This is a genomic window from Leucobacter chromiireducens (genome assembly GCF_051993095.1).
Taxonomy (GTDB): Bacteria; Actinomycetota; Actinomycetes; order Actinomycetales; family Microbacteriaceae; genus Leucobacter; species Leucobacter chromiireducens.
In genome coordinates this window covers 2,888,101-2,908,146 of sequence record NZ_CP197024.1, presented here as the reverse complement: position 1 = coordinate 2,908,146, position 20,046 = coordinate 2,888,101, and the positions used below count along the sequence as shown (strand labels likewise).

The 20,046-nt window shown below is 66.2% G+C and carries 18 protein-coding genes; 5 read left to right on the top strand and 13 right to left on the bottom strand.

Translation table 11 applies throughout. From position 1 onward, the window contains the following. Nucleotides 1–44 precede the first annotated feature (44 nt). Nucleotides 45–968 carry an oxygenase MpaB family protein gene (locus tag ACR81A_RS13125; RefSeq protein WP_440312053.1) on the bottom strand — a complete coding sequence of 308 codons (924 nt, stop codon included), beginning with the start codon at nucleotides 966–968 and terminating at the stop codon, nucleotides 45–47. Between the two features lie 78 nt (nucleotides 969–1,046). Next, nucleotides 1,047–2,234: a cation:proton antiporter gene (locus tag ACR81A_RS13120; protein WP_440312052.1), complete on the bottom strand. Its 1,188-nt coding sequence runs from the start codon at nucleotides 2,232–2,234 to the stop codon at nucleotides 1,047–1,049. A 350-nt stretch (nucleotides 2,235–2,584) separates the two neighbouring features. Here ACR81A_RS13120 and ACR81A_RS13115 point away from each other — a divergent pair, with 350 nt between their 5' ends. The 4 genes from ACR81A_RS13115 to ACR81A_RS13100 all read left to right on the top strand — a co-directional run bounded on the left by ACR81A_RS13115 (nucleotide 2,585) and on the right by ACR81A_RS13100 (nucleotide 7,480). After that, the gene (locus ACR81A_RS13115) at nucleotides 2,585–5,269 is read left to right on the top strand and encodes a choice-of-anchor A family protein (RefSeq protein WP_440312051.1); all 2,685 of its coding nucleotides are present in this window, start codon (nucleotides 2,585–2,587) and stop codon (nucleotides 5,267–5,269) included. 214 nt (nucleotides 5,270–5,483) lie between these two features. Further along, complete coding sequence (locus ACR81A_RS13110) at nucleotides 5,484–5,912, top strand: hypothetical protein (protein ID WP_440312050.1); 429 nt, start codon at nucleotides 5,484–5,486, stop codon at nucleotides 5,910–5,912. Between the two features lie 90 nt (nucleotides 5,913–6,002). Continuing rightward, nucleotides 6,003–6,986, top strand: a complete 984-nt coding sequence (ccsB, locus tag ACR81A_RS13105) for a c-type cytochrome biogenesis protein CcsB (protein ID WP_440312049.1) — start codon at nucleotides 6,003–6,005, stop codon at nucleotides 6,984–6,986. A gap of 92 nt (nucleotides 6,987–7,078) precedes the next feature. Beyond that, nucleotides 7,079–7,480 (top strand): VanZ family protein, encoded by a 402-nt coding sequence (locus tag ACR81A_RS13100; protein WP_440312048.1) that lies wholly within the window; start codon nucleotides 7,079–7,081, stop codon nucleotides 7,478–7,480. A 20-nt stretch (nucleotides 7,481–7,500) separates the two neighbouring features. On the opposite strand, the gene ACR81A_RS13095 is transcribed toward ACR81A_RS13100, so the two are convergent. Then, nucleotides 7,501–8,187 carry a chlorite dismutase family protein gene (locus tag ACR81A_RS13095; RefSeq protein WP_202380709.1) on the bottom strand — a complete coding sequence of 229 codons (687 nt, stop codon included), beginning with the start codon at nucleotides 8,185–8,187 and terminating at the stop codon, nucleotides 7,501–7,503. 75 nt (nucleotides 8,188–8,262) lie between these two features. Beyond that, nucleotides 8,263–9,231: a polyphosphate kinase 2 gene (ppk2, locus tag ACR81A_RS13090; protein ID WP_440312047.1), complete on the bottom strand. Its 969-nt coding sequence runs from the start codon at nucleotides 9,229–9,231 to the stop codon at nucleotides 8,263–8,265. Nucleotides 9,232–9,374: 143 nt separating this feature from the next. Here ppk2 and ACR81A_RS13085 point away from each other — a divergent pair, with 143 nt between their 5' ends. Then, on the top strand, nucleotides 9,375–10,889 hold the full coding sequence (locus ACR81A_RS13085) for a LuxR C-terminal-related transcriptional regulator (protein ID WP_440312046.1): 1,515 nt from the start codon (nucleotides 9,375–9,377) through the stop codon (nucleotides 10,887–10,889). A gap of 334 nt (nucleotides 10,890–11,223) precedes the next feature. On the opposite strand, the gene ACR81A_RS13080 is transcribed toward ACR81A_RS13085, so the two are convergent. The 9 genes from ACR81A_RS13080 to ACR81A_RS13040 form a co-directional block, all read right to left on the bottom strand. After that, nucleotides 11,224–11,538, bottom strand: coding sequence for a metal-sensitive transcriptional regulator (locus tag ACR81A_RS13080; RefSeq protein ID WP_237462174.1), 315 nt, complete (start codon nucleotides 11,536–11,538; stop codon nucleotides 11,224–11,226). Between the two features lie 76 nt (nucleotides 11,539–11,614). Beyond that, entirely contained in the window at nucleotides 11,615–12,532 is a 918-nt protein-coding gene (gene rarD / locus ACR81A_RS13075; RefSeq protein ID WP_202380712.1) for an EamA family transporter RarD, read from the bottom strand. A gap of 6 nt (nucleotides 12,533–12,538) precedes the next feature. After that, complete coding sequence (locus ACR81A_RS13070) at nucleotides 12,539–12,991, bottom strand: GNAT family N-acetyltransferase (RefSeq protein WP_202380713.1); 453 nt, start codon at nucleotides 12,989–12,991, stop codon at nucleotides 12,539–12,541. A gap of 77 nt (nucleotides 12,992–13,068) precedes the next feature. Next, nucleotides 13,069–13,968, bottom strand: a complete 900-nt coding sequence (locus tag ACR81A_RS13065; protein WP_440312045.1) for an ROK family protein — start codon at nucleotides 13,966–13,968, stop codon at nucleotides 13,069–13,071. After that, nucleotides 13,965–15,497 carry a glycoside hydrolase family 3 protein gene (locus ACR81A_RS13060; RefSeq protein WP_440312044.1) on the bottom strand — a complete coding sequence of 511 codons (1,533 nt, stop codon included), beginning with the start codon at nucleotides 15,495–15,497 and terminating at the stop codon, nucleotides 13,965–13,967. The genes ACR81A_RS13065 and ACR81A_RS13060 overlap by 4 nt, the downstream gene beginning before the upstream one ends. Beyond that, nucleotides 15,494–16,396 (bottom strand): carbohydrate ABC transporter permease, encoded by a 903-nt coding sequence (locus ACR81A_RS13055; RefSeq protein ID WP_202380715.1) that lies wholly within the window; start codon nucleotides 16,394–16,396, stop codon nucleotides 15,494–15,496. Before ACR81A_RS13055 ends, ACR81A_RS13060 begins: the two co-directional genes overlap by 4 nt. Then, entirely contained in the window at nucleotides 16,393–17,313 is a 921-nt protein-coding gene (locus ACR81A_RS13050; RefSeq protein ID WP_202380716.1) for a carbohydrate ABC transporter permease, read from the bottom strand. Before ACR81A_RS13050 ends, ACR81A_RS13055 begins: the two co-directional genes overlap by 4 nt. 63 nt (nucleotides 17,314–17,376) lie before the next feature. After that, nucleotides 17,377–18,723, bottom strand: coding sequence for an extracellular solute-binding protein (locus tag ACR81A_RS13045; RefSeq protein WP_202380717.1), 1,347 nt, complete (start codon nucleotides 18,721–18,723; stop codon nucleotides 17,377–17,379). 87 nt (nucleotides 18,724–18,810) lie between these two features. Further along, nucleotides 18,811–19,986: an ROK family transcriptional regulator gene (locus ACR81A_RS13040; RefSeq protein WP_440312043.1), complete on the bottom strand. Its 1,176-nt coding sequence runs from the start codon at nucleotides 19,984–19,986 to the stop codon at nucleotides 18,811–18,813. Nucleotides 19,987–20,046: the final 60 nt, after the last annotated feature.

Below are 20,046 nucleotides of genomic sequence, written 5' to 3'. Positions count from 1 at the left end.
CCTCCCCGAGCATTCGGGGAGGGGCCGCTGCCGTTGTGGGGCTTCTACTTCGCGCCTCGAACTTTTCGATAGGGATGTGTCTGCACGCGTTCCGTGACCTCGGTGATGAGGTCCTCGGACGTGCGGCCCGAGCGGGCGCCCGCGATAATGCGGCGCGTGACGCGCGCGGCGGCGCGGAGATTCATCGGGCGCCCCTCGATCCCAAACAAGAGCAGCGCCCAGTCCGGAAGCAATGAGAGCACGCCGTCCTGGATGTTGAGGCCCGCCCAGACCTTGATGGGGTTGCCGGTGAGCTGGGGTTTCCGCATTGCCCGTGTGATCTCGGCGGCGGGAAGGGTGAGTGCCATCCAGCTCTTGTTGTCCTCGATGTAGCGGTCGAGCGCCTCGCGGCTGCCAGGCAAGAACTCATCGCCCTCGATGCCGACGATGCGTGCGGCCTCGTGCTGCTCGACGACGAAGCGATCCTGCTCCGCCACGGTGAGCGAGGGGCCGAACGCGTCTGCGGCGCGCAAGACGCCGTAGACAATGCAATTGTGGGTCCAGGCGAGCCACTCCTGTGTGTCGGCGCGGAGTTCCTCTCCTGTACGCGGGTCGGTCCACACACTTGCGGCGTGGAGCCGTTGGACTGCCTCGCCCGCGGCGTCAGCGTGCGCGCGATCGCCGAAAACGGTCGTGTCGATGTATCGGCCCGTGCGTTCGCCGCGACCTTCGACGTCCGTTGCGTAGCCGCTCGTGCCGTCGAACACACGCATCATCTGCGGGTTCAGTGATTGCAGGAGCAGCGCGGCAAGCCCGCCGAGCTTGGACGAGGGGTCTGAGAAGAGGCGCCAGCTGATGCTCCCGGGGCCGAAGTAGCCAGTGTCTTCGGTGTCGGTGCCACCGGAGGCAGCGCTCAGCGGACGGCCGCCCGTGTGGGCGACGGGGCAGCCAGAGGTGCTGGTGCTCGTCTGCTTGTCTGATGTCTGCATGGTGGCTCCCCGGGCACGTGTGCGCAACGCTGCGCTTTCAAAAACATGGATGATGTCCAAGAATAGCGGAGCGGCGCGTCAGTGCGCTGTCTGGACCGTGCGTTCCTTCTGTCGGCCGAGCAGCGCGAGCATCGGAAACAGCAGCACGGTGAGCATCGCGGCCCCCACCATCGCCGCAGCGAGCGATTCCTCGAGGACCCCGTGGGTGGTGCCGATCCCGGTCACCGCAATCACGAGGGGCAAGGTGGTCGCTGTGCAGAGGGCTGCAGTTCGTCGGTCACTGGTTGGAGCGTCCCATCCTGCGCCGAGCCATCCTGGGATTCCCCGCACGAGGAGCATCGCGAGCGCGAAGACGGGCACGAGCGCGAGTGCGGCAGGGTCTGCAATGAGTGACGCGAGCGGGAAAGTTACTCCGGTCGCGATAAAGAACACGGGCACGAGGAACCCGAACGCGACGGAGTCGAGCTTCGCCTCGATGACACGGAGTTCTTCGGGGTCACCGCCCTGGAGCACTGCGCGCGCAAGCATGCCAGCGGTGAATGCGCCCAGCAGGAAGTCGACCCCGAGTGCGAGTGCGAGCACGACGAGTGCCGCGAGGATGAGCAGCACGAAGCGTACGGCGAATTGCCCGCTCGTGTGCAGCGTGAGTGACACCATGCGGCGAAGCCAATCGTGCGGGCCGCGCTGCGCAAGCCAGAACGCGAGTACCGCGATGAGTGCGAAGCCGAGCAGCACAATCGTTCCCGCGAGTGGCTGGCGGCCGCTGAGAAATACAGAGACAGCGACAAGTGGAGCAAACTCGCCGACGGTGCCGGTTCGAATGATGGCCTTGCCCAGAGGTGTGCGTGAGAGTCCTGCATCGCGCAGGATAGGCATGAGTGTGCCGAGCGCGGTGCCGGTGAGCGCGACAGCGATGAGTACCGCGGCTTCGGGTGACGGCCCGAGCGCGAAGCCGGCGCCCAGCGCGAGCACCGCGGAGAGTCCCCACCAGCCGAGGGCGCTCCGTCCGGCTGTGCCACGAAGCGAACTCGGGTTGATCTCGTTGCCTGCCATAAAGAAGAGTGCGGCGAGCCCGATCTGCGAGAGGGCATCGAGTATCGGCGAATCAGAGACCCAGCCGAGTCCGGACGGACCGAGCAACATGCCGAGACCAATCTCGAAGACCACAAGTGGGACCACGAGCACGCGCGCCACGAGAGCTGCCAATAGCGGGGCGATGACGGCTGCGAGCGGGATGAGGAGCGTGGAGAGCTCTGCGTCAGTCATGCGGGGGTGTCCTCTCCGACGCCCGTTTGGGCTTACTTTTCATCGTATCGAGCGGAAGCTGCGTATCGTGTATCGCTCGTTCGGGGGAGGCGCGAATCGGAAGCTGTGTTTTTGGGGTGAAGTGCGGGGTGAATTGCCTATTAAAAATCTACGGGCGTAGCGAAAAGAGCCTATGGTGGGATTAGTTCGCAAGATGAACTAAATGTGTCGGGGGTGCACACAGGGGGAAATTGGCCGTCGGGGGACGGCCACACACCGGTGCCCAAGGGCTGTATTTGGCGCGCCGTTTTTCAGGCTTGTCGTGACGTCCGGCGCAGTTTCTATCCACCGAAACTGATGAGGACACCACTTTGTCAATTCGCAAGACACTGACGGCGGCGCTTGGCGCGCTCGTCGTGGCGAGCGGGATCACCCTCCCGGCCGCGTCAGCGCAAGCCGCGCCTCAGCCGTCTGCGCCGAAAACATCGGCCGCAGTATGTATGCCCACCAGTGGCGTGGGCGTTGTTGGCCCCCAGGGGGACCACAAGCCCCAGCCCGTGGATGACGGTATTTCTGTATACGTGGGTGGCAAGTTCACTCGCGCCGCGGGCGCCGAGCTTGAAGGGCGCCTCGCAGTTCGTGGAGACGCGGACTTTGGTTCGGGGCTGTACAACCTTGGCTCCGCAGGAGGTGGCTCCGGCCTGCTTCCCACGATTGGGAGTGACATTGTCATGGTTGGGGGCAACGCGACGATCGCGGGGCCCAAGCTTGAGATCGCAACGATCACCGCTGGCGAGTGGGGCAAGGGTGGCGGACTTCCCGCACCCGGCAACATGGTGGTCGGCGGCACCCTTTCGAACAAGCAGCACGTGCAGGTCATTGACGGCGGCGAAGTCCGGTCTGGAGTTGGCGCTCAGAAGGCGCTCGGCGACGGGGTTTCTGCCTGGGCGGACAACGATTTTGCGTGGCTGAAGGAAGTTGCTCAACGCAACTCGGTTGGTACCGAGGGCACTGTTGAGTTTGAAGGCGACCAGGTCACACTGAAGGGCCAGGCTGGCGCGACTCGGCATCTGTTCACGATTGATGCAAAGGTCATCAGCGCGAAGAGCAACTTGACGCTGAACCTTGTTGGAATCGCTGAAACCGACATTGTCGTGGTGAACATCACGGGCGGACCGACGGCGACGTTGCCGCTCCAGGGCGTGGCGGTCAACGGAGCGACGCTTGCGATGTCCTCGAAGTCGTTCGGCCAGCGTGCCGCTCGCATGATGTGGACGTTCCCCGACGCAACCGATGTAAGCATCAAGGGAACTGCTCAGGTGCCCGGTTCGGTCATCGTCCCGACGGCAGGGTCGAAGACTGTCGTCGCAGTGGCGGGTGCAAATGGTCGCTACTGGGTTGCAGGTGACTTGACGCAGAATTATGGCGGCAGTGAGTTCCACAACTTCCCGTTCATCGGGGACCCGGACATCACCTGTGAGCCTCCGGTAACTCCATCGGTGAAGGTCGCTCCGGTCACTCCCACGGTGACGCAGGCTCTCTGTGAGGCGACGACCGGCAAGGTGACGGATCCGATCATTGCTCTGGCGGAGACGGCAGGAATCACCTACAAGGTGGTTGGCGAGATTGCCGCAGGGAAGACGGTGACCGTTGTTGCGACGGGGACTGGTGGCGCAAAGCTTGAGGCGGCCAAGGGTTGGACTCTCAATGAGGATGGCACTGCTTCGATGAAGGTTGTTCTTGAGGACGTGCCTTGCGAGGAGCCGTTGACTCCGGTTGCTCCGGTGGTTCCCGAGGTTACGCAGGCAGTGTGCGACGCCACCACGGGTGAGGTTTCCAAGCCGCTCGTGACGGTTGCGACGACCGAGGGTGTTTCTTACGAGATCGTGGGCGAGGTCGCTGCGGGCAAGACCGTGACCGTGGTTGCGACCGCGGACACGGGTGCGAAGCTGACTGCGGCCGAGGGTTGGGCTCTCAATGAGGACGGCACCGCATCGTTCGAGGTGAAGCTGGACAAGGTTGACTGCGAGAAGCCGTTGACCCCGGTTGCTCCGGTTGCTCCTGAGATCACGCAGGCAGTGTGCGACGTCGACTCGGGCATTGCGACCGAACCCCGCATCACACTCGCCAAGACCGAGGGCGTGGAGTACCGCACTGATGGTGCAATCCGCGCTGGCAACACGGTGACCGTGATTGCATCCGCCACATCGGGCAACAAGCTCATCGCTGCCGAGGGTTGGGTGCTGAACGAGGATGGCACTGCGTCGTTCGAGGTCGTGCTCGCGGATGTGCCGTGTGAGACCCCGCTGGTCGCGGTCGCTCCGGTAGCCCCCGAGGTTGCACAGGCCGTGTGTGGCGTTGAGACCGGTGAGGTTTCCAAGCCGCTCGTGACGGTTGCGACGACCGAGGGTGTTTCTTACGAGATCGTGGGCGAGATCGCTGCGGGCAAGACCGTGACCGTGGTCGCGACTCCTGCCGGTGGGAACACGCTGACCGCGGCTGAAGGCTGGACGCTCAACGAGAATGGCACTGCGTCGTTTGAGGTCGTGCTCGAGGATGTGCCCTGCGAGAAGCCGTTGACGCCGGTTGCTCCGGTGGCTCCTGAGGTCACGCAGGCAGTGTGTGATGTTGAGTCGGGCAACGTGTCGGCTCCAGTCGTGACGGTTGCGACGACCGAGGGTGTCTCCTACGAGATCGTGGGCGAGATCGTTGCGGGCAAGACCGTGACTGTGGTTGCGACTGCGGACACGGGCGCGAAGCTGACAGAGGCTGAGGGTTGGACTCTCAACGAGGACGGCACCGCATCGCTTGAGGTTGTGCTGGACGAGGTCGAATGTCTCCCCGTCGGCCCTGATCCTGAGCCGAAGCCCGAGCCCAAGCCGGAGCCCAAGCCCGAGAACCCGAACCCCGAGCAGCCGAAGCCTGCCCAGCCGAAGGACGGCCTTGCCGTCACCGGTGCCGCAGACCAGGCCCCGCTCTGGACCGCGGGACTCGCTCTCCTGATCGTCGGTGGTGTGCTGATCGCGCGCCGACGTCAGGACACGCGTCAGGGATAGCGAGATCCCTGGCGGCTTCTCCTGCCTGCAAGCCCCGGCCGGCCCTCACCCCCCCCCAGCTGGCCGGGGTCTGTGCGGCACTCCCCAGGAGAAGCTGCGATCAGAGCTTGCGCTGAGTTCAGTGCCCTGATCAGCAAAACGGGGCGTGGATTCACGAGAATCCACGCCCCGTTTTGTGCGTGCACTCCTGGGAGCCGGGTGTCAGACTGGAGGCATGCGAAACCTGACTCGGACGTGCTCGGCAATTGCTGCAGGAACGCTTCTCTTGGGGATCGTTGGCTGCAGCGGGAACGTGGGAGGACGAATCGACGAGGGCGCCGCGCGGACCAGCGAAAATGCTGAAGCAATCGGCGGTGACATCGTTGCGCCGCTCACGCTTGGTCTCAACGAGCTCGAGGGTCACCTCATCAAGCTCCAGGTCGGTCAGGTGCTGAACATCGACGTGTCGATCGAATCTGTCGCGAGCTACCGCGGCGCGGTCTCAGATCCAGACGTTGCTGCATTCACCGCGGGGTATCGAGATGACAGCGCGGTGTTCAACCCCGGCGTCACCGCGCTTTCGCCGGGGACGACACGCGTCACGCTCACCAACGAACAGAGCGGCGAAGCGCCAATCCAGATTGACATCGAAGTAACCAAGTAGCGCGCAGAGCTGTGTGTGCCCGCTTCTAGCACGTAGATCTGATGTGAGTTCCCAGGCATCTCGCGGCGTGCGGCGGTACGCTGAGAAACTGTGCTGAGCGAGCTGGAAACCTTCTCAACGATCGCCCTTTATTCGGCGATGATCGTGTACGCGATCGCGTTTGTCTTCTACGCGGTCGACCTTGCCAACCGAAGCGGTGATGCATCGGTTGCGGATCGTGAGGCTACCCCGGTGCAAGCTGCCGCAGGGGCGAGCGGCGGTGTTGCAACGATGACGCGTGCGGCCGCTCCGGTGAAGGCCGAGGTGAAACAGCCGCGCTCGCGCTCGCTGCGAATCGGCTTCTCGTTGACGGTCCTCGGGTTCATCCTGCACCTCGGCGCGACCATTCTCCGCGGCATCGGTGCTGAGCGAGTGCCGTGGGCCAACATGTACGAGTTCGCGCTCACTGCGACCTGCGCAATCATGCTGATCTTCTTGCTCGTGCAGTTCTTTGTCGACCTGCGGTTCCTGGGCACTCTGGTCACCGGCCTCACAGTCCTCTTCCTGGGCATCACGAAGGTCAACTTCTACGTCTCGATCGTCCCGCTGCAGCCGGCCCTTGATTCGTACTGGCTGGTCATCCACATCCTCGTGGCGGTACTCGCAGTCGCATTCCTCACGCTGTCCTTCGGCCTTTCGGTGCTGCAGCTGCTGCAGGCGCGACGGGACTCGAAGATCGCTGCGGGCGAGCAGCCCACGATGAACTTCCTGCGGAGCATCCCCGGCGCGGTGCGCCTGGAGGACCTGTCGTACCGCCTGGCGATCATCGGCTTCGTGTTCTGGACCTTCACGCTTATCGCCGGGTCGATCTGGGCCGAAGCTGCCTGGAGCCGCTACTGGGGTTGGGACACGAAGGAAGTCTGGACCTTCGTGATCTGGGTGCTCTACGCCGGCTTTATTCACGCCCGTGCGACGCGCGGCTGGCGTGGCACGCGCTCTGCGTGGCTGTCGATCATCGCCTACACCGCGGTCATCTTCAACTTCGCGATCGTCAACGTGTTCTTCAAGGGCCTGCACGCGTACTCAGGCCTCTAAACCTGGTGGGGGATACGCCTCGCGAAGCGGCGTCGGTGCGAAACCGACGCCGCTTTTGGCTTGTGCTCGGTCTCGTGTTGCTCTGCGGGACGGTGGCTGTGATCACGATGTGGCCACACCCGGTCGATCAGGGCAGCCGGGGTCGAATCGCAGAGCTGCTCGACGCGCTGCACGGCCTCGGCGTGCCCGCATGGTTTGGGTATGCACAGCTTGAGGTTCTCGCGAATGTCGCGATGTTTGCGCCGCTGGGCCTCGCGCTGGGGCTGCTGCTCCCGGCCCGCAGGGTCTGGCTCGCGGCCGTGCTACTTCCTCTGTGCTCGATCGCAATTGAGCTCACACAGCTGTGGTTTCTCCCGGCGCGCTTCGCAACGGTCTCGGACGTGATTGCGAACTCTGTGGGAGCGTGGATTGGGATCGGGATCGCCGCGCTCATCCGCCGGCTCTGTGCCAGGCAGCGAGCCGTGTCGGCCGCACGGTCGACGCCCCTGCCCTGACCCTGCGGCTCGCGGCGCGTTTACTGCAGGACTTCGACGATTTCTGCGGGCTCGATGCTGCGGCCGGTGTAGCGGGGCTGCACCGCAGCGATCGCCGCGGTGCTCTCGCTCAGCTGGCGCACAAGTCGAATGACGTTGAGCGGGTCGTCGGCCTCCGCGGTGACGATCCAATCGGCCTCTGAGAGGCCGGTCGCCTCGTAGAGTCGCAGCGTCGCTTCGTCATCGACGAGCCGTGCGAGGCGCGACTCGTCTGGGATCTCCGCCGTTGCGCAGGCGAGCCAGTCGGCGGGCGCATCGAAGCCCGTGGACCCGAGCGCCTCGTCTTCTGCCGGGTCGATTCGGTACTCCGCGCCAATCGCGCTCCAGGCGCGAATGAGCGGGCGTAGCAGGGCACAGCGTCGCAGCTGGCGAAGTGCCCACTGCAGATCCTCGATCTCAGCGCCGTGCAGGCGCACCATCAGGTCTGCGTCCGAGCGCAGTCCACTGACGTCGTACCAGCCGCGTACAATCACACCTTCCTCGGCGAGTGAGGAAGTGACGTCCTCGAGTTCCTGCACGATCGCGGGCACATCGCGGCCGTCGAGCACCACGGGGTGCGACGAACTGAGCCGAAACACCGCGAAGAGCGCAAACGCGATCTCCTCGGGGCCCGCGGAGTGCGCTGGCAATTCGGACACGGTCTGCGGGGTGCTGGTGTCGATGGTCATACTCTCATCGTCTCCCGCCCGGCTCGACCGCGCAAGAGGAACCAGCCACCCCGCAGCGGTGGTCTCAGCGGGGGATCAGGAAGGTACGACCGGGAAGGCGCCGTTCGGCGTCTCACCGTCGTCGTACACCGTGGCTGGCGGCCCGATGAGCTGCGGGTCGGGAGTGCCCACTACGGCATGGTCTTTGCCCGGGTAGTCGAAGCGGGCGAGTACCCAGCGGATCGCCTCGAGTCGTGCGCGCTTCTTGTCGTTTGACTTCACGACGGTCCACGGAGTCTGAGGGGTGTCCGTGTAGAAGAACATCGCCTGCTTCGCCGCTGTGTACTCGTCCCACTTGTCGAGGCTCGCAAGGTCAGTGGGGGAGAGCTTCCACTGCTTCACCGGGTCTTGCGATCGCGACATGAAGCGCTCGTGCTGCTCGGCCTTCCCGACGGAGAACCAGAACTTGATGAGGTGGATGCCCGAGTTGACGAGCATGCGCTCGAACTCTGGCGCGGCGCGCGTGAAGTCCAGGTATTCCTGCGGTGAGCAGTAGCCCATCACGCGCTCAACGCCCGCGCGGTTATACCAGGACCGGTCGAAGAGCGCCATCTCGCCCGCGGCGGGCAGGTGCTGCACGTAACGCTGGAAGTACCACTGGGTGCGCTCGCGCTCGGTGGGAATCTCGAGTGCCACCACGCGCGCGCCACGCGGGTTCAGGTGCTCGGTGAAGCGCTTGATAGCGCCGCCCTTCCCCGCCGCGTCGCGCCCCTCGAAGAGGATGACGATGCGCTCTCCGCTCTCCTTCACCCACGCCTGCAGTTTGAGGAGCTCGATCTGCAGAATACGCTTCTGCTCCTCGTAGTCCTTGCGGGTGATCTTCGTCTCGTAGGGGTAGCCCTGTCGCCACGGGGCATCCGGGCTGTTGTTCGCTGGCCGGCCCTTGCCGAGCAGCTCCCCGATCTCATCGATCTCGGGGGTGACATCCACCTGGCCAGGCGCCGCGAGCTCGAAGCCCTCCTCGGCGGCGTCGGTGTGGGCGGGGGGACGAGGTGTTTCTCCCATTCGTGGGATCCTTCCAGTCGCGTTACCGTGTGGCCTGGTGTCACCCCCATTCTACGCGGTCGCTGTGGGGTTCAACTGTGCATTCAGCTTGGGGCAACTAGGCTGGAGCATGGGGAATGAATGTCCAATCGTGAGGGGTCGGTGTGCACGAAAATCCCGGATTCCGGCAGCTCGCCGATGCGGTCCGCGAGTTTGAGGTGGCGTGTGCGGGCGAGACGGTCGAAGAGGCGCTCGCGTACTTCGACGTGTTCGCCCTCGAGGTGTGGTTTGGGGCCACGCCGAGCCGATTGCGGATCCTGCTCGGCGGGCTGATGCAACGTGGAGCGCCGCGCAGCAGTGTGGCCGGCGCGGTGTACGCCTTCCTGATGGGAAACCCGATTGAGACGCCGCTCACGGCTACGCGTCTGGGTGATCAGGTGCTGCCCGAGGCTGAGCCCTTCGCCCGCATGTTTGAGCACCGCCTCCGCGGGCAGACGTGCGATGCCGTGCGTGCCGGCGAGGAGATCGCGGCCCTCCGACTCGAGCCCAACGCGGTGTTCGACCGCCGTGGTGGCTGGAATCTTTTCCTGTCGGTGCAGCTCGGCACGACGGCGATGCTCGCCGGAGATATTGCCCAGGCGCTGCGCCACTTCACGGAGGCCTGGATGCACCCACCAGCGCCGGTGCTGCGCTGCCTGCTCCGAGAGGCGTACGCGAAAGCAGCGCTCATCGAAGCCTGTGATGGTGACCCGAGTCTTGCGCGACGGTACCTCGCACAGGCCGTCTCGATCTCGCGCACCACGAGCTGGCTTGAGCCGGGCATCGACGCGATCGTGACCCTCGCCAGTGCCCTGCTGGAACCGGACCCCACGGTGGCCCGATCGCTCCTTGATTCGATTCCGCTCGGCCAGGTGGGCGAGATGTGGCCGTTTGGCGCGATCACCGCGAATCGGATTCTCACTACCCAGGGTGACGAGGCCGAGGCCCAGCGACGGCTCGACATGTTCGAAGGCATGTCGCTCTCGCGGACACCGGGTGTCGGCTACCCCGGCAGCATGGTGGCGCTCTTACAGGCCGGCAACATGCTCGCGCGCGACAACGCGCACGAGGCCGAGCGATTGATTGCCACGGCGGATCCCGAGCTGCCTCGCGCCCAGCTCGGTCAGGCCCTCGTGAGCCTCAAAGTGGGGCAGCCGCGCAAGGCCCAGCAGCAGCTGCTCCGCATGCCGGAGATGGAGACGGGGCTGCGGCGCATCGCGGTCCTGCGGCACGCCCTCCTCGCCGCCACACACCTGCGACTCGACCAGCGTGCTGAGTGCGAGGCGGTGCTGCGGCGAGTGGTCCGCCTCCCCGGGACGTTCAGCATGGACGACGCGCAGCAGTTCGAGCCGGCCGTGCGGGCGCTCGCGGAGCAACTGGTGCCGGAGTGGCCGAAAACGGACCCGAAGCACAACTCCCCGTTTGCCCGGGCAACCTCGGGCACGGGGCGTCACCTCACCGAACGCGAACTTGAGGTGCTGGCGCTTCTCGCAAGCGGGCGAAGCCGTGAGGAGATCGCGGCGGCGCAGTTCATCTCGCTCAACACGTTGAAGACGCAGCTGCGCTCCGTTTACCGAAAGCTGGGCGTGTCCCAGCGGAGCTCTGCGGTGCTGGAGGCAGAGCGCCGCGGGCTCATCTAGGTTCCTTTCGCCTGCAGCGAGAGCGGGGTGAAACGGGGGGTGAATTGGGCCCCAACGAACCGGTCTGGAGCCTTCGCGTCGGTAGTGTGATCAGTAGTCAGCTCGAAGGTCTGGAAACACTCCTCGAGCAGGCACCACCGGGCCGCGAGATGCAGCTTGCGCCGGTGAGCGCTCTCGGGGGAGAGTGCGTTACAAGCACACGGGGGTTGCCGCGTGCGCGTGCCTCACGGCCGCGCGCGCGGCGCACACACGTCAAGAGGCGCCACGGTGGGGACCGGGGCGCCTCTTGACGTTTCTTGGCGTGGCAGCGACAGCGGACGCGCCGCGCCCGCGACTAGCGGACCAGACGCGCGATCGCGGCCGAGGCCTCCTCGAGCTTCTCTGCCGCGACCTCGCCGCCGTCTGCCGCAGCAGAGGCGACACAGTGCCGCAGGTGATCGTCGAGGAGCGCGAGCGCCACGCGCTCGAGCGCCTTTGTTGCTGCAGACACCTGCGTCAGGATGTCGATGCAGTACGCGTCTTCCTCCACCATGCGGTGTACGCCACGGACCTGGCCCTCTGCGCGGCGCAGCCGCTTCAGCAGGTCGTCCTTGTGGCCAATGTACCCGTGGGTCTCATGCTCGCAGGCTTCGGCCGTCACTTCGCTCATGCGAGAACCATACACGCGAAAATCTGTGCGGTGGGGCGGGATCGCGCAGGGCGTACCGGCTATTCCCGGCGCGGACTTAGAGGGCGCGATCCGGGCGTCGCCGTTCACGGATGAGGGTCACGACACCGCCGATGAGAATCACCCCGACCGCTGCCCAAATGGTGCCGTAGGTGAGCCACTCGTCCGCGCCGATACGTTCGCCGTTGAGGAGCGAGGCGACGACGAGCAGCGCCGGCTCCAGGTAGCTCAGTAGCCCGAACAGGCTGAGCGTGAGGAGTCGCGACGCCGTGAGGTAGAGCATGAGCGCGACACCGGTCCAGAGCGCGAACAGCGGGGCCGCCCACCAGAGGGCAGGGTTTGCTGCGGTCGCCTCACCGATGATGACTTCCCGACCGAGGAAGAATGCCGCGATCACCGAGACGGCGACGAACTCCCAGAACATCCCTCCGAGGTGCGCGGTGCCGATGGCGCGGCGCAGCACGAAGTAGACGGGGTACCCGAGCGCGACAAGCAGTGTTTCCCACGACACCCCGCCCACGCGCACGAGTTCGAAGCCGACGCCTACGGCAGCGATGCCCGCTGCGGCCCATTGCCACCACTTGAGCTGGTCTTTGTACAGCACCCGCCCCACCACGATGAGCACAAGGGGCAGCAGGAAATAGCCGAGCGCCACCTGCAGGCCGCGCCCGTTCATGGGCGCCCAGCTGAACACCCAGAGCTGAGCGGACACCAGCAGGCCACACGCGATGATGGCGAGCGCGAGCAGCGGCTGCTTGCGCACGCGAACGACGATGTCGGACGCGAGGTGCCACTGTCGAACCGCCACGAGCGCGAGCGCGATCATGGGGATCGTGAGGAGGATGCGGATGCCCCACACGGCCTCGGCGGACGCGGGAGCGAGCATCGGGGTGACAAAGTAGACACCAGCGAACGCTACGGCCGATGCGACCGAAGCGATAACCCCGCGTGAGCTCTGGGTGGGGGAGCCTGTCACTCCCGGCTACAGAGTGATTGCGCCGATGACTTCGCCGTACGGGGTCTCCCCGACCGGAACGAAGCCAATATGCAGGAAGAACTCTTCGGGGCCGTCCTCGCCGCGCTCCCACAGCACAGTGAGGCGATCCACACCGCGAGTGCGTGCCTCGTCGATCAGCGCGCCAACCGCGAAGGTGCCGACGCCGGCGCCCTGCGCGTCCGCGTCAACATTGATGCGCCACAGCGCTGCACGGAATTCCTCCTGCGGAGCATCGGGGTCGAAGTTGCCGTGGATGAAGCCGACGACCTCGTCGCCGTCGAGCACCACCCGCTGCCACGCCGTGTGCGCGGGGGTGACCGCCGCAGCCGCTGCGTACGAAACGGGGGTGATGAACTGCTCCTGGCCAGGCTTCAGACCGAGCGTGTTCACAGCGACGATGGTCGCAGCAGAGAGTTCTTCGAGTCTGAGATCGGTCATACCCTTAGGCTAGCGGCTGCTTCGAGACGCGCAAGTCTTCGTTGTTGGATCCATAGCGAACCGTAACCTCTGTTCACTCAGTCGAGGGCTGCGCCGACGGCCGCAGCGGGCGAATCTGACGCGAGTACCTGCACTCTGCCACTCAGCTCGAGCTCGGCGAGGAAGGGCGACTCCGCGGCCCACCCATCGAGCGTGGCGCGGATCCCGTCGATGAGTCGTGGCCCGAGAAGCCGGAGCCCCCCGCCGATGACCACCGTGTGCGGATCCATCGCGAGCACGAGGAGCCGGACACAGCTCGCCGCGCCGCGGACGAGGTTCTCGAACGCGGCTGCGGCGTCGGGATCGCCGGCGTCGACCGCGCCGAGCAGCACGCGGCCTGGGTGGTCGCCCCCGGCCGGCCAGAAGGTCTTGAGCGCTGAACCACTGGCCACGGTCTCGAGGCAGCCGCGCTGCCCGCACGGGCAGGGCCGGCCGAGCGGATCGACCGGAAGGTGGCCGATCTCGCCGGTGACGCCGTGCGCCCCGCGGAGCGGCACGCCGTTGACAACAAGGCCGGCGGAGAGCCCGGTGCCGAGGTTCAAGTACGCGAGTGTTCCAGATAGCTCCATGAGGTGGGCTGCGCCAATCGCCGCCGCGGTGACATCGTTGTCGAGCGTGATCGCGAGACCCGTCCGCTCGGCGAGCTGTGCGGCGAGCGGGAGGTGGTCGATGCCGATGTTGTAGGCGTGGCGCACCACACCGGCCTCGCGGTCGATCTGCCCCGGAATCCCGATGCCCACGGCAGCGAAGTCTCCCACCGAGCGATTCGTGTTGCGGGCCAGCGCGTCGATCGCAGCGACCGCGGTGCTGAGCACCCCCTCCGTGCCGCCCGTGGTGTGCAGGCGCGTCGTGGCGACGACGCGGCCCGCGGGGTCGAGGGCGACGGCTTCGGTCTTCGAGCCGCCGATGTCCATGCCGATGCGTAGTGCGGCGCTCATGCGTCGGCCCCCTCCGTGATGCGCAGCAACGCTGCTCCGGCGAGCGCGGAGGATCCGAAACTCGCAAGATCAGCGTAGCCGGGTGACACCCCTGGATCTGCGGGCCAGCCCATATCCACCGTGAGCACGGGGATGTCCGCGGCGCGCAGCGCGACGATACCCGAGCGCGCCGCTGGGGAGCGGTGCATGTCGCGGCCCACCACGATGAGGCCCGAGGACGCCTCGCCCGCGCTGTCTGACGTCAGCCAATCGGCCGCAGCCGCGCCGGACACCGCGCGCACGCCGCGCGCACGGAAGGCCGCGGCCGCAGCGGGCAGCAATTCCGCTGCGCCGCTCGCGAACGGCCCCCACGGCGCATCACCAATGGCCATGTTCGCCTCGGCGTCCACTCGGATGACGCGCGCTGCGGGGTACTCGGCGAGCCACGCGCGTGCGTGCGCGAGCCCCGCAAAGCTCTCTGCCACGCGCGAGATCTCCGCGGTGTCTGGCGCCGGGGCAGCGGCCGTCACAGCGGGCTCCGCCAGCGGCTTCTCGCGGAGCACGCGCACCCGGCCGGCGGCCTCGTTCACGCGGGCGGAGTCCAGGCGGCCCGCGGCGATCGCGTCGAGCACATGGTCTTCGATCTCGCGCAGCCCGGCCTCCTCGGTTGCCGTGCCGAGGCACAGCAGGTCACACCCCGCGGCAAGAGCGCGGACTGCCGCCTCAGGGATCCCAATCTCGCCGCTTGCGCCCGCCATATCGAGTGCGTCAGACACGATGACGCCGGTGAAGCCGAGCTCCTCGCGGAGCAGACCCTGCAGAATCGGGGCGCTGAGCGTCGCTGGTGCGTCGGGATCGATCTGGGGAAGCAGGATGTGGGACGTCATGATGGCGCGTGCGCCCGCTTCGATGGCCGCGCGGAACGGCGGCAGTTCGCGTGCGCGCAGCGTCGCGAGGTCGACATTGACGGTGGGAAGCGCAAGGTGCGAGTCCTGCGTGGTGTCGCCGTGTCCTGGGAAGTGTTTCGGGCACGCGACCGCGCCGCCAGCCTGGAGCCCGCGCACCCAGGCCGCGGTGTGGCGTGCCGCACCCTCGGGCGTCGCGCCAAAGCTGCGGGTGCCGATTACCGGGTTTTCCGGCGTGCTGTTCACATCCGCGTCTGGCGCGAGCGCGAGCGCGAAGCCGGCGGAGCGGATGTCTGCGGCGACGCGACGACCAATCTCCTCCGTGTACGCGACGTCATCGATCCGCCCCAGGATCGCGGCCCCCGGATAGGGAGCGCCCGAGCGGTAGTGGAGACGAGTGACCTCGCCGCCCTCCTCATCGATTGCCACGAGCGTTCCGGGAACCGCGCGCTGGAGCGCCTGTCCGAGCTCGGTGAGCTGCGCACGGTCCGACACGTTCTGGCCGTAGATGCAGACCGAGAGCAGGCCATCCTGCAGGAGGTCGAGCACCCACTGCGGCGTGGCGAAGCCCGTGAAGCCGGGCATGAGCGTGGCGCGGACCGCGAGGCGGAGTTTGCGCGCGGCGGTGTCGTGCTGCGCGTTCATCCCTTGACCGCCCCGCTGACGAGGCCGCTCGTCATCCGGCCCTGCACGAAGAGGAAGAAGATGATCACGGGCACCGCGACGAGAGTGGATGCAGCCATGACCTCGCCCCAGTCGATCGCGCGAGACGACGACTGCTGAATGAAGCCGCGGAGCCACAACGGCAGCGTTTGCATGCTCGAATCCTGCAAGATGACGAGCGCAACGGTGAACTCGTTCCAGGCCTGCAGGAACGCGTACACGCCACTCGCGACGAGACCGGGGGCGAGGAGCGGGAACGTGATGCGGAGGAACGCCTGCGTGCGGCTCAGGCCGTCGACCATCGCGGCCTCCTCGAGCTCGACCGGGATGCCGGCGACGAAGCCGCGCAGCATCCAGATGGTGAACGGCACTACCGCGGCAATGTAGATGATGCTGACGCCGATCACCGAGTTCAGGAGGTTGAGCGAGCCCATGAGCTTGTACTGCGCGATGAACATGCCTTCCGCGGGCAGCATCTGAATAAAGAGGACTGCGAGTACGAAGCTGCGGCGGCCACGGAACCGGAATCGGCTGATTGCGAGTGCCGCAAGGAAAGCGAAGAGCAGGCAGCACACCACGGCAATACCGGCCACTGTGAGGCTGATGCCGAGCGCACGGAGGAAGCTGCCGTCTGCGAAGACCGCGGCGAAGTTCTTGAGCGAGCCACCGATCGGCAGCAGCGTCGGCTTCGTCTGCTCGAGCACCACGTTCGGCAGCAGCGCCGAGTTGAGCATCCAGTAGACGGGGAAGGCCCACACGATGGCGAGCACAACGGCGAGCGCACCGAGAATGATGCGGGTGCGCCGGCGGGGGCGTTCGTGCCCGCGCTGCCGGATGACCGCGATGGGGGCGGTGACGGAACGAGTGTCTGCGCGGCTCATGGCTGTGCATCCTCCTTCACGAGGTTTCGGACGTATGCCCAGCTGAGGGCAATGGTGAGCAGCAGCACGAAGATCGACATGGCGCTCGCCATGGCGAAGTCGCTCGAGCCGACACCGAGCTGATAGATGTACGTGCCGAGCACGTCGGTCTGGCTTGCGATCGAGCCGCGATCTTGCAGCAGCTTGATCTGCGTGAACACGCGCAGATCCCAGATGATCTGGAGCAGCATCACGATGCCGAGCACGGGCTTGATCACGGGAAGAATGATGTAGCGCAGACGCTGCCAGGGCGAAGCGCCGTCCATCTGCGCGGCCTCAAGCACCTCGCCGGGCACCTGCGTGAGCGCAGCGTAGACGGAGAAGGCGACGAACGGCACGCTCATCCACACGACAATGATGAGTGCGACCGCGAAGAACGAGAGCGGTGACTGCAGCCAGTTGTGGCCCTGCATGGGGAGGCCGAGCCCGGTGAGGAGCCAGTTGACGAGCCCGCGCCGCCAGTCAAAGATCCAGTTCCAGATCGTCATTGCCGCGACGACCGGGGTCGCCCACGCAAGCAGAAGCGCAATCTGGAGGGTGATGCGTGTCCATGTGGGGATCGCTTGCATCAAGAGCGCGAGGCCCACACCGACCACCATGGTGGATCCGGCGGCGATGAGACAGAACGCGATGGAGCGGGCGACCACGAGCCAGGTGGTGGGATTGGTGAATAGCTCAACGTAGTTCGCGAACCACACCCACTCGGGGGGCTGGCCGAACTGCTGAGCGAGCCCGAAGTGCTGCATCGACGTGACGATCTGCCACACGATCGGGTAGGCGAGTGCGAGCAGCACGATGAGCGTCGCGGGGAGGAGCAGCGCGTAGGGGGTGAGCCGGAAGCGGCGTCGCTTCCGTGCGGTCGGAGCGCTCTGAGTCATCGTGACCTCTCGAAGAAGGGGTGTGGGGTCCGGCGGTGCGCCGAACCCCACACCTGAAACTGCTTACTTCTGGTTGAGCAGGGCGTCGAGCTCTGCGTTCGTGTCCTGCGCGAGCTTCTTCAGATCGTCAGCGTCGCGGATCTTCGAGAAGAATCCCTCCATGACGTTCTTCGCCTCGACGGCGGCCCAGCCGGGTGCGGCCGGGGTCAGCTTCGAGTTGGACGCCGACTCGATGAGCGCCTTCGCGAACTGGTCATCACCGAGCGACGACGCATACTTCTGGTTCGCGGGCCCGAGACCGTTCTTGCCGAGCATCGTCTGGTACTCCTCGGAGTAGATGATGCGCATCAGTTCCTTGGCGAGTTCCGGCTCCTTCGACTTCGCCGAGATGCCGATGTTCGAGCCGCCAGCGAAGACGGGGGCGGGCTTGCCGTCGTTGCCCGGCAGCACGAAGGTGCCGAACACGTCGTCGTTCCACTCGCGAGCGGGCTCACCCTTGTCGTTCTTCACCAGGTCGCCGATCGACCAGTGCGCCCAACCCGGCGCCATGATCGTCGCTGCCGCGAGCGAGAGGTCGTCGGTCACGTTGCCTGACTCGTCCTTCACCTGATCAGAGTCGTTCAGGTACTGGTACTGGTTCGCATCCTTCGCGTCGTTCGGCGCGTTCGAGGCGGTGCGGTAGATCGCCTGCAGCTGCTCGAGGCCCTTGAGTGCCTCCGGGGAGTCGAGCGTGGCAGTCCACTTGCCGTCCTTCTGCTCGGCGATCTCGCCGCCGTTCGCGAAGATCCAGGAGATGCCATCGCGCCAGTCCTGGCCACCGAGGTAGAAGCCCGAGAACTTCTCGATGCCCTTCGGGTTCTTCTCTGCGATCGTCTTCACTGCAGCGTTGAACTCGTCGAGGGTCTTCGGGAGTGCAACGCCAGCGGCGTCCCACACATCCTTGCGGTAGAACATGTAGCGCGAGCCGAAGTAGTAGGGGAGCGTGTAGTTCTTGCCCTCAACCTCGCCGACCTCAACGAAGGAGGGGATGAGGTCGTCGCCACCCAACTCGTCCTTCATGTCGCTGATGTCGAGGAACGCGCCGACGTTTGTGAAGGTGGGCGACTGCGTGTTGCCGATCTCCGTGACGTCGGGGGTGTTGCTCGCATCGGGAAGCGCGGTGGTGAGCTTCGTGACGAGGTCACCCCAGCCCTGCTCCTCGATCTTGAGGGTTGCGCCAGTCTTCTCGGTGAACTCGGTCTTCAGGTAGTCGCGCAGCTCGTCGGGGGTGTCCCCGCCTGCCAGCCACAGGGTGATCGACTTGCCGTCGCCACCCGACTCTCCGCCGCCCTGCGCGCCCTGGCTGCAGCCGGTGAACAGCAGCGCCGAGGCCACGGCCGCAGCGGTGAGGCCTGTGAGCTTTCTCTTCATGGTGTTCTTCCTTTCGGTGGGCCGCACGCGGGGTGCCGCGTGTAGCGAGTGTGGCGCTCCTGCGGAGCGCGGTCGGTGGCTCGGGAGCTAGCTGATCCCGAGCTGGGATTTCACAACGGTGGCGGTTGCCCCGCGCAGAATGAGGTCGGCGCCCTGCGTGCTCGTGCGGAGCACCAGGTCGCTGTGCGAGTCGGGCATCGTGCGACGGCGCAGGATCTCGAGGGTCGCGTCGGCGAGCGTGCCCCCGATGAGTTCAAGTGGCCCCGCGAGCACGATCTCGGCGAGGTTCAAGAGACCGACGGCCGGCGCGAGCACGATGCCGAGACGCTGCCCGGCTTCGCGGAGCACGCGGTCGCGCTCTGCCTCGGGCACCTCCGGGCCGGTCGCCGCCGTGAGCGAGGGTACCGAGAGCCAGTGCTCGAGCACCTGCTCGCGTGCGTAGGGCGCATCGAGGCCGTGGTCGGTGCCGACCATGACCTGGCCGATCTCGCCGGAGGCGAAGCGGCTGCCCGCGACGGTGCGCCCGTCGACGATGATGCCGGAGCCGACGCCGTGCCCCACCGTGATGAGGATGAAGTTGTCGCTCGACTCTCCGAAGCTGTACTCAGCGAGCGCGGCCACGTTCGCGTCGTTCGCGACGACGGTGGGGAGGCCGGTGCGCTCGGCGATGAGCTCCTGCAGCGGCAGATTCTCCCAGCCGAGGTTCGGGGCGGTGCGCACGACGCCGTGGTCGTCAACGACGCCGGGGGTGCCAACGCCCACGCCGAGGAGTGGGATCTCTGCGACGGCCACGAGTTCGGTTGCGAGCTTCACCGTAAGATCGCGCGCTGCGTCGCCCGTGGCCTCCGCGCGCTCAACCTCGGAGCGGGCAAGCACGGTGCCCTCGATCGTGACGACTGCGCCGCGCATGATGCGGTGGTCGCTGAGATCGAGCGCGACAACGGCGAACGCGTCACGTGCGATGTCAACGAGCGTCGCCGGCTTGCCCGGGCGCTGCGACTCGCGGAGACCAAGCTCGCGGAGCAGGCCCTCGGTGATGAGGTCGGCGACGAGGCCCGACACCGTGACCTTCGTGAGACCGGTGGCTCGAGCGAGATCGGCGCGGCTCTGTGCACCGGTATCGTGGAGGGTCTGCAGGACGAGCGTGCGGTTGTGCCGCTTCGCGTCGCCCAGCGTCGCCTTCACCCGGGGGCGGAGTGTGCGCGCGGGGATTCCAAGCCTCTGCGGGCTGGCGGTCAGGGTGCGCGGCGTTGCGGCGGTCATGGAGTTAGTAAAACTAACGAACTAAAGATTCGCAAGTCCCCACGGCCACGAAATGGGTGC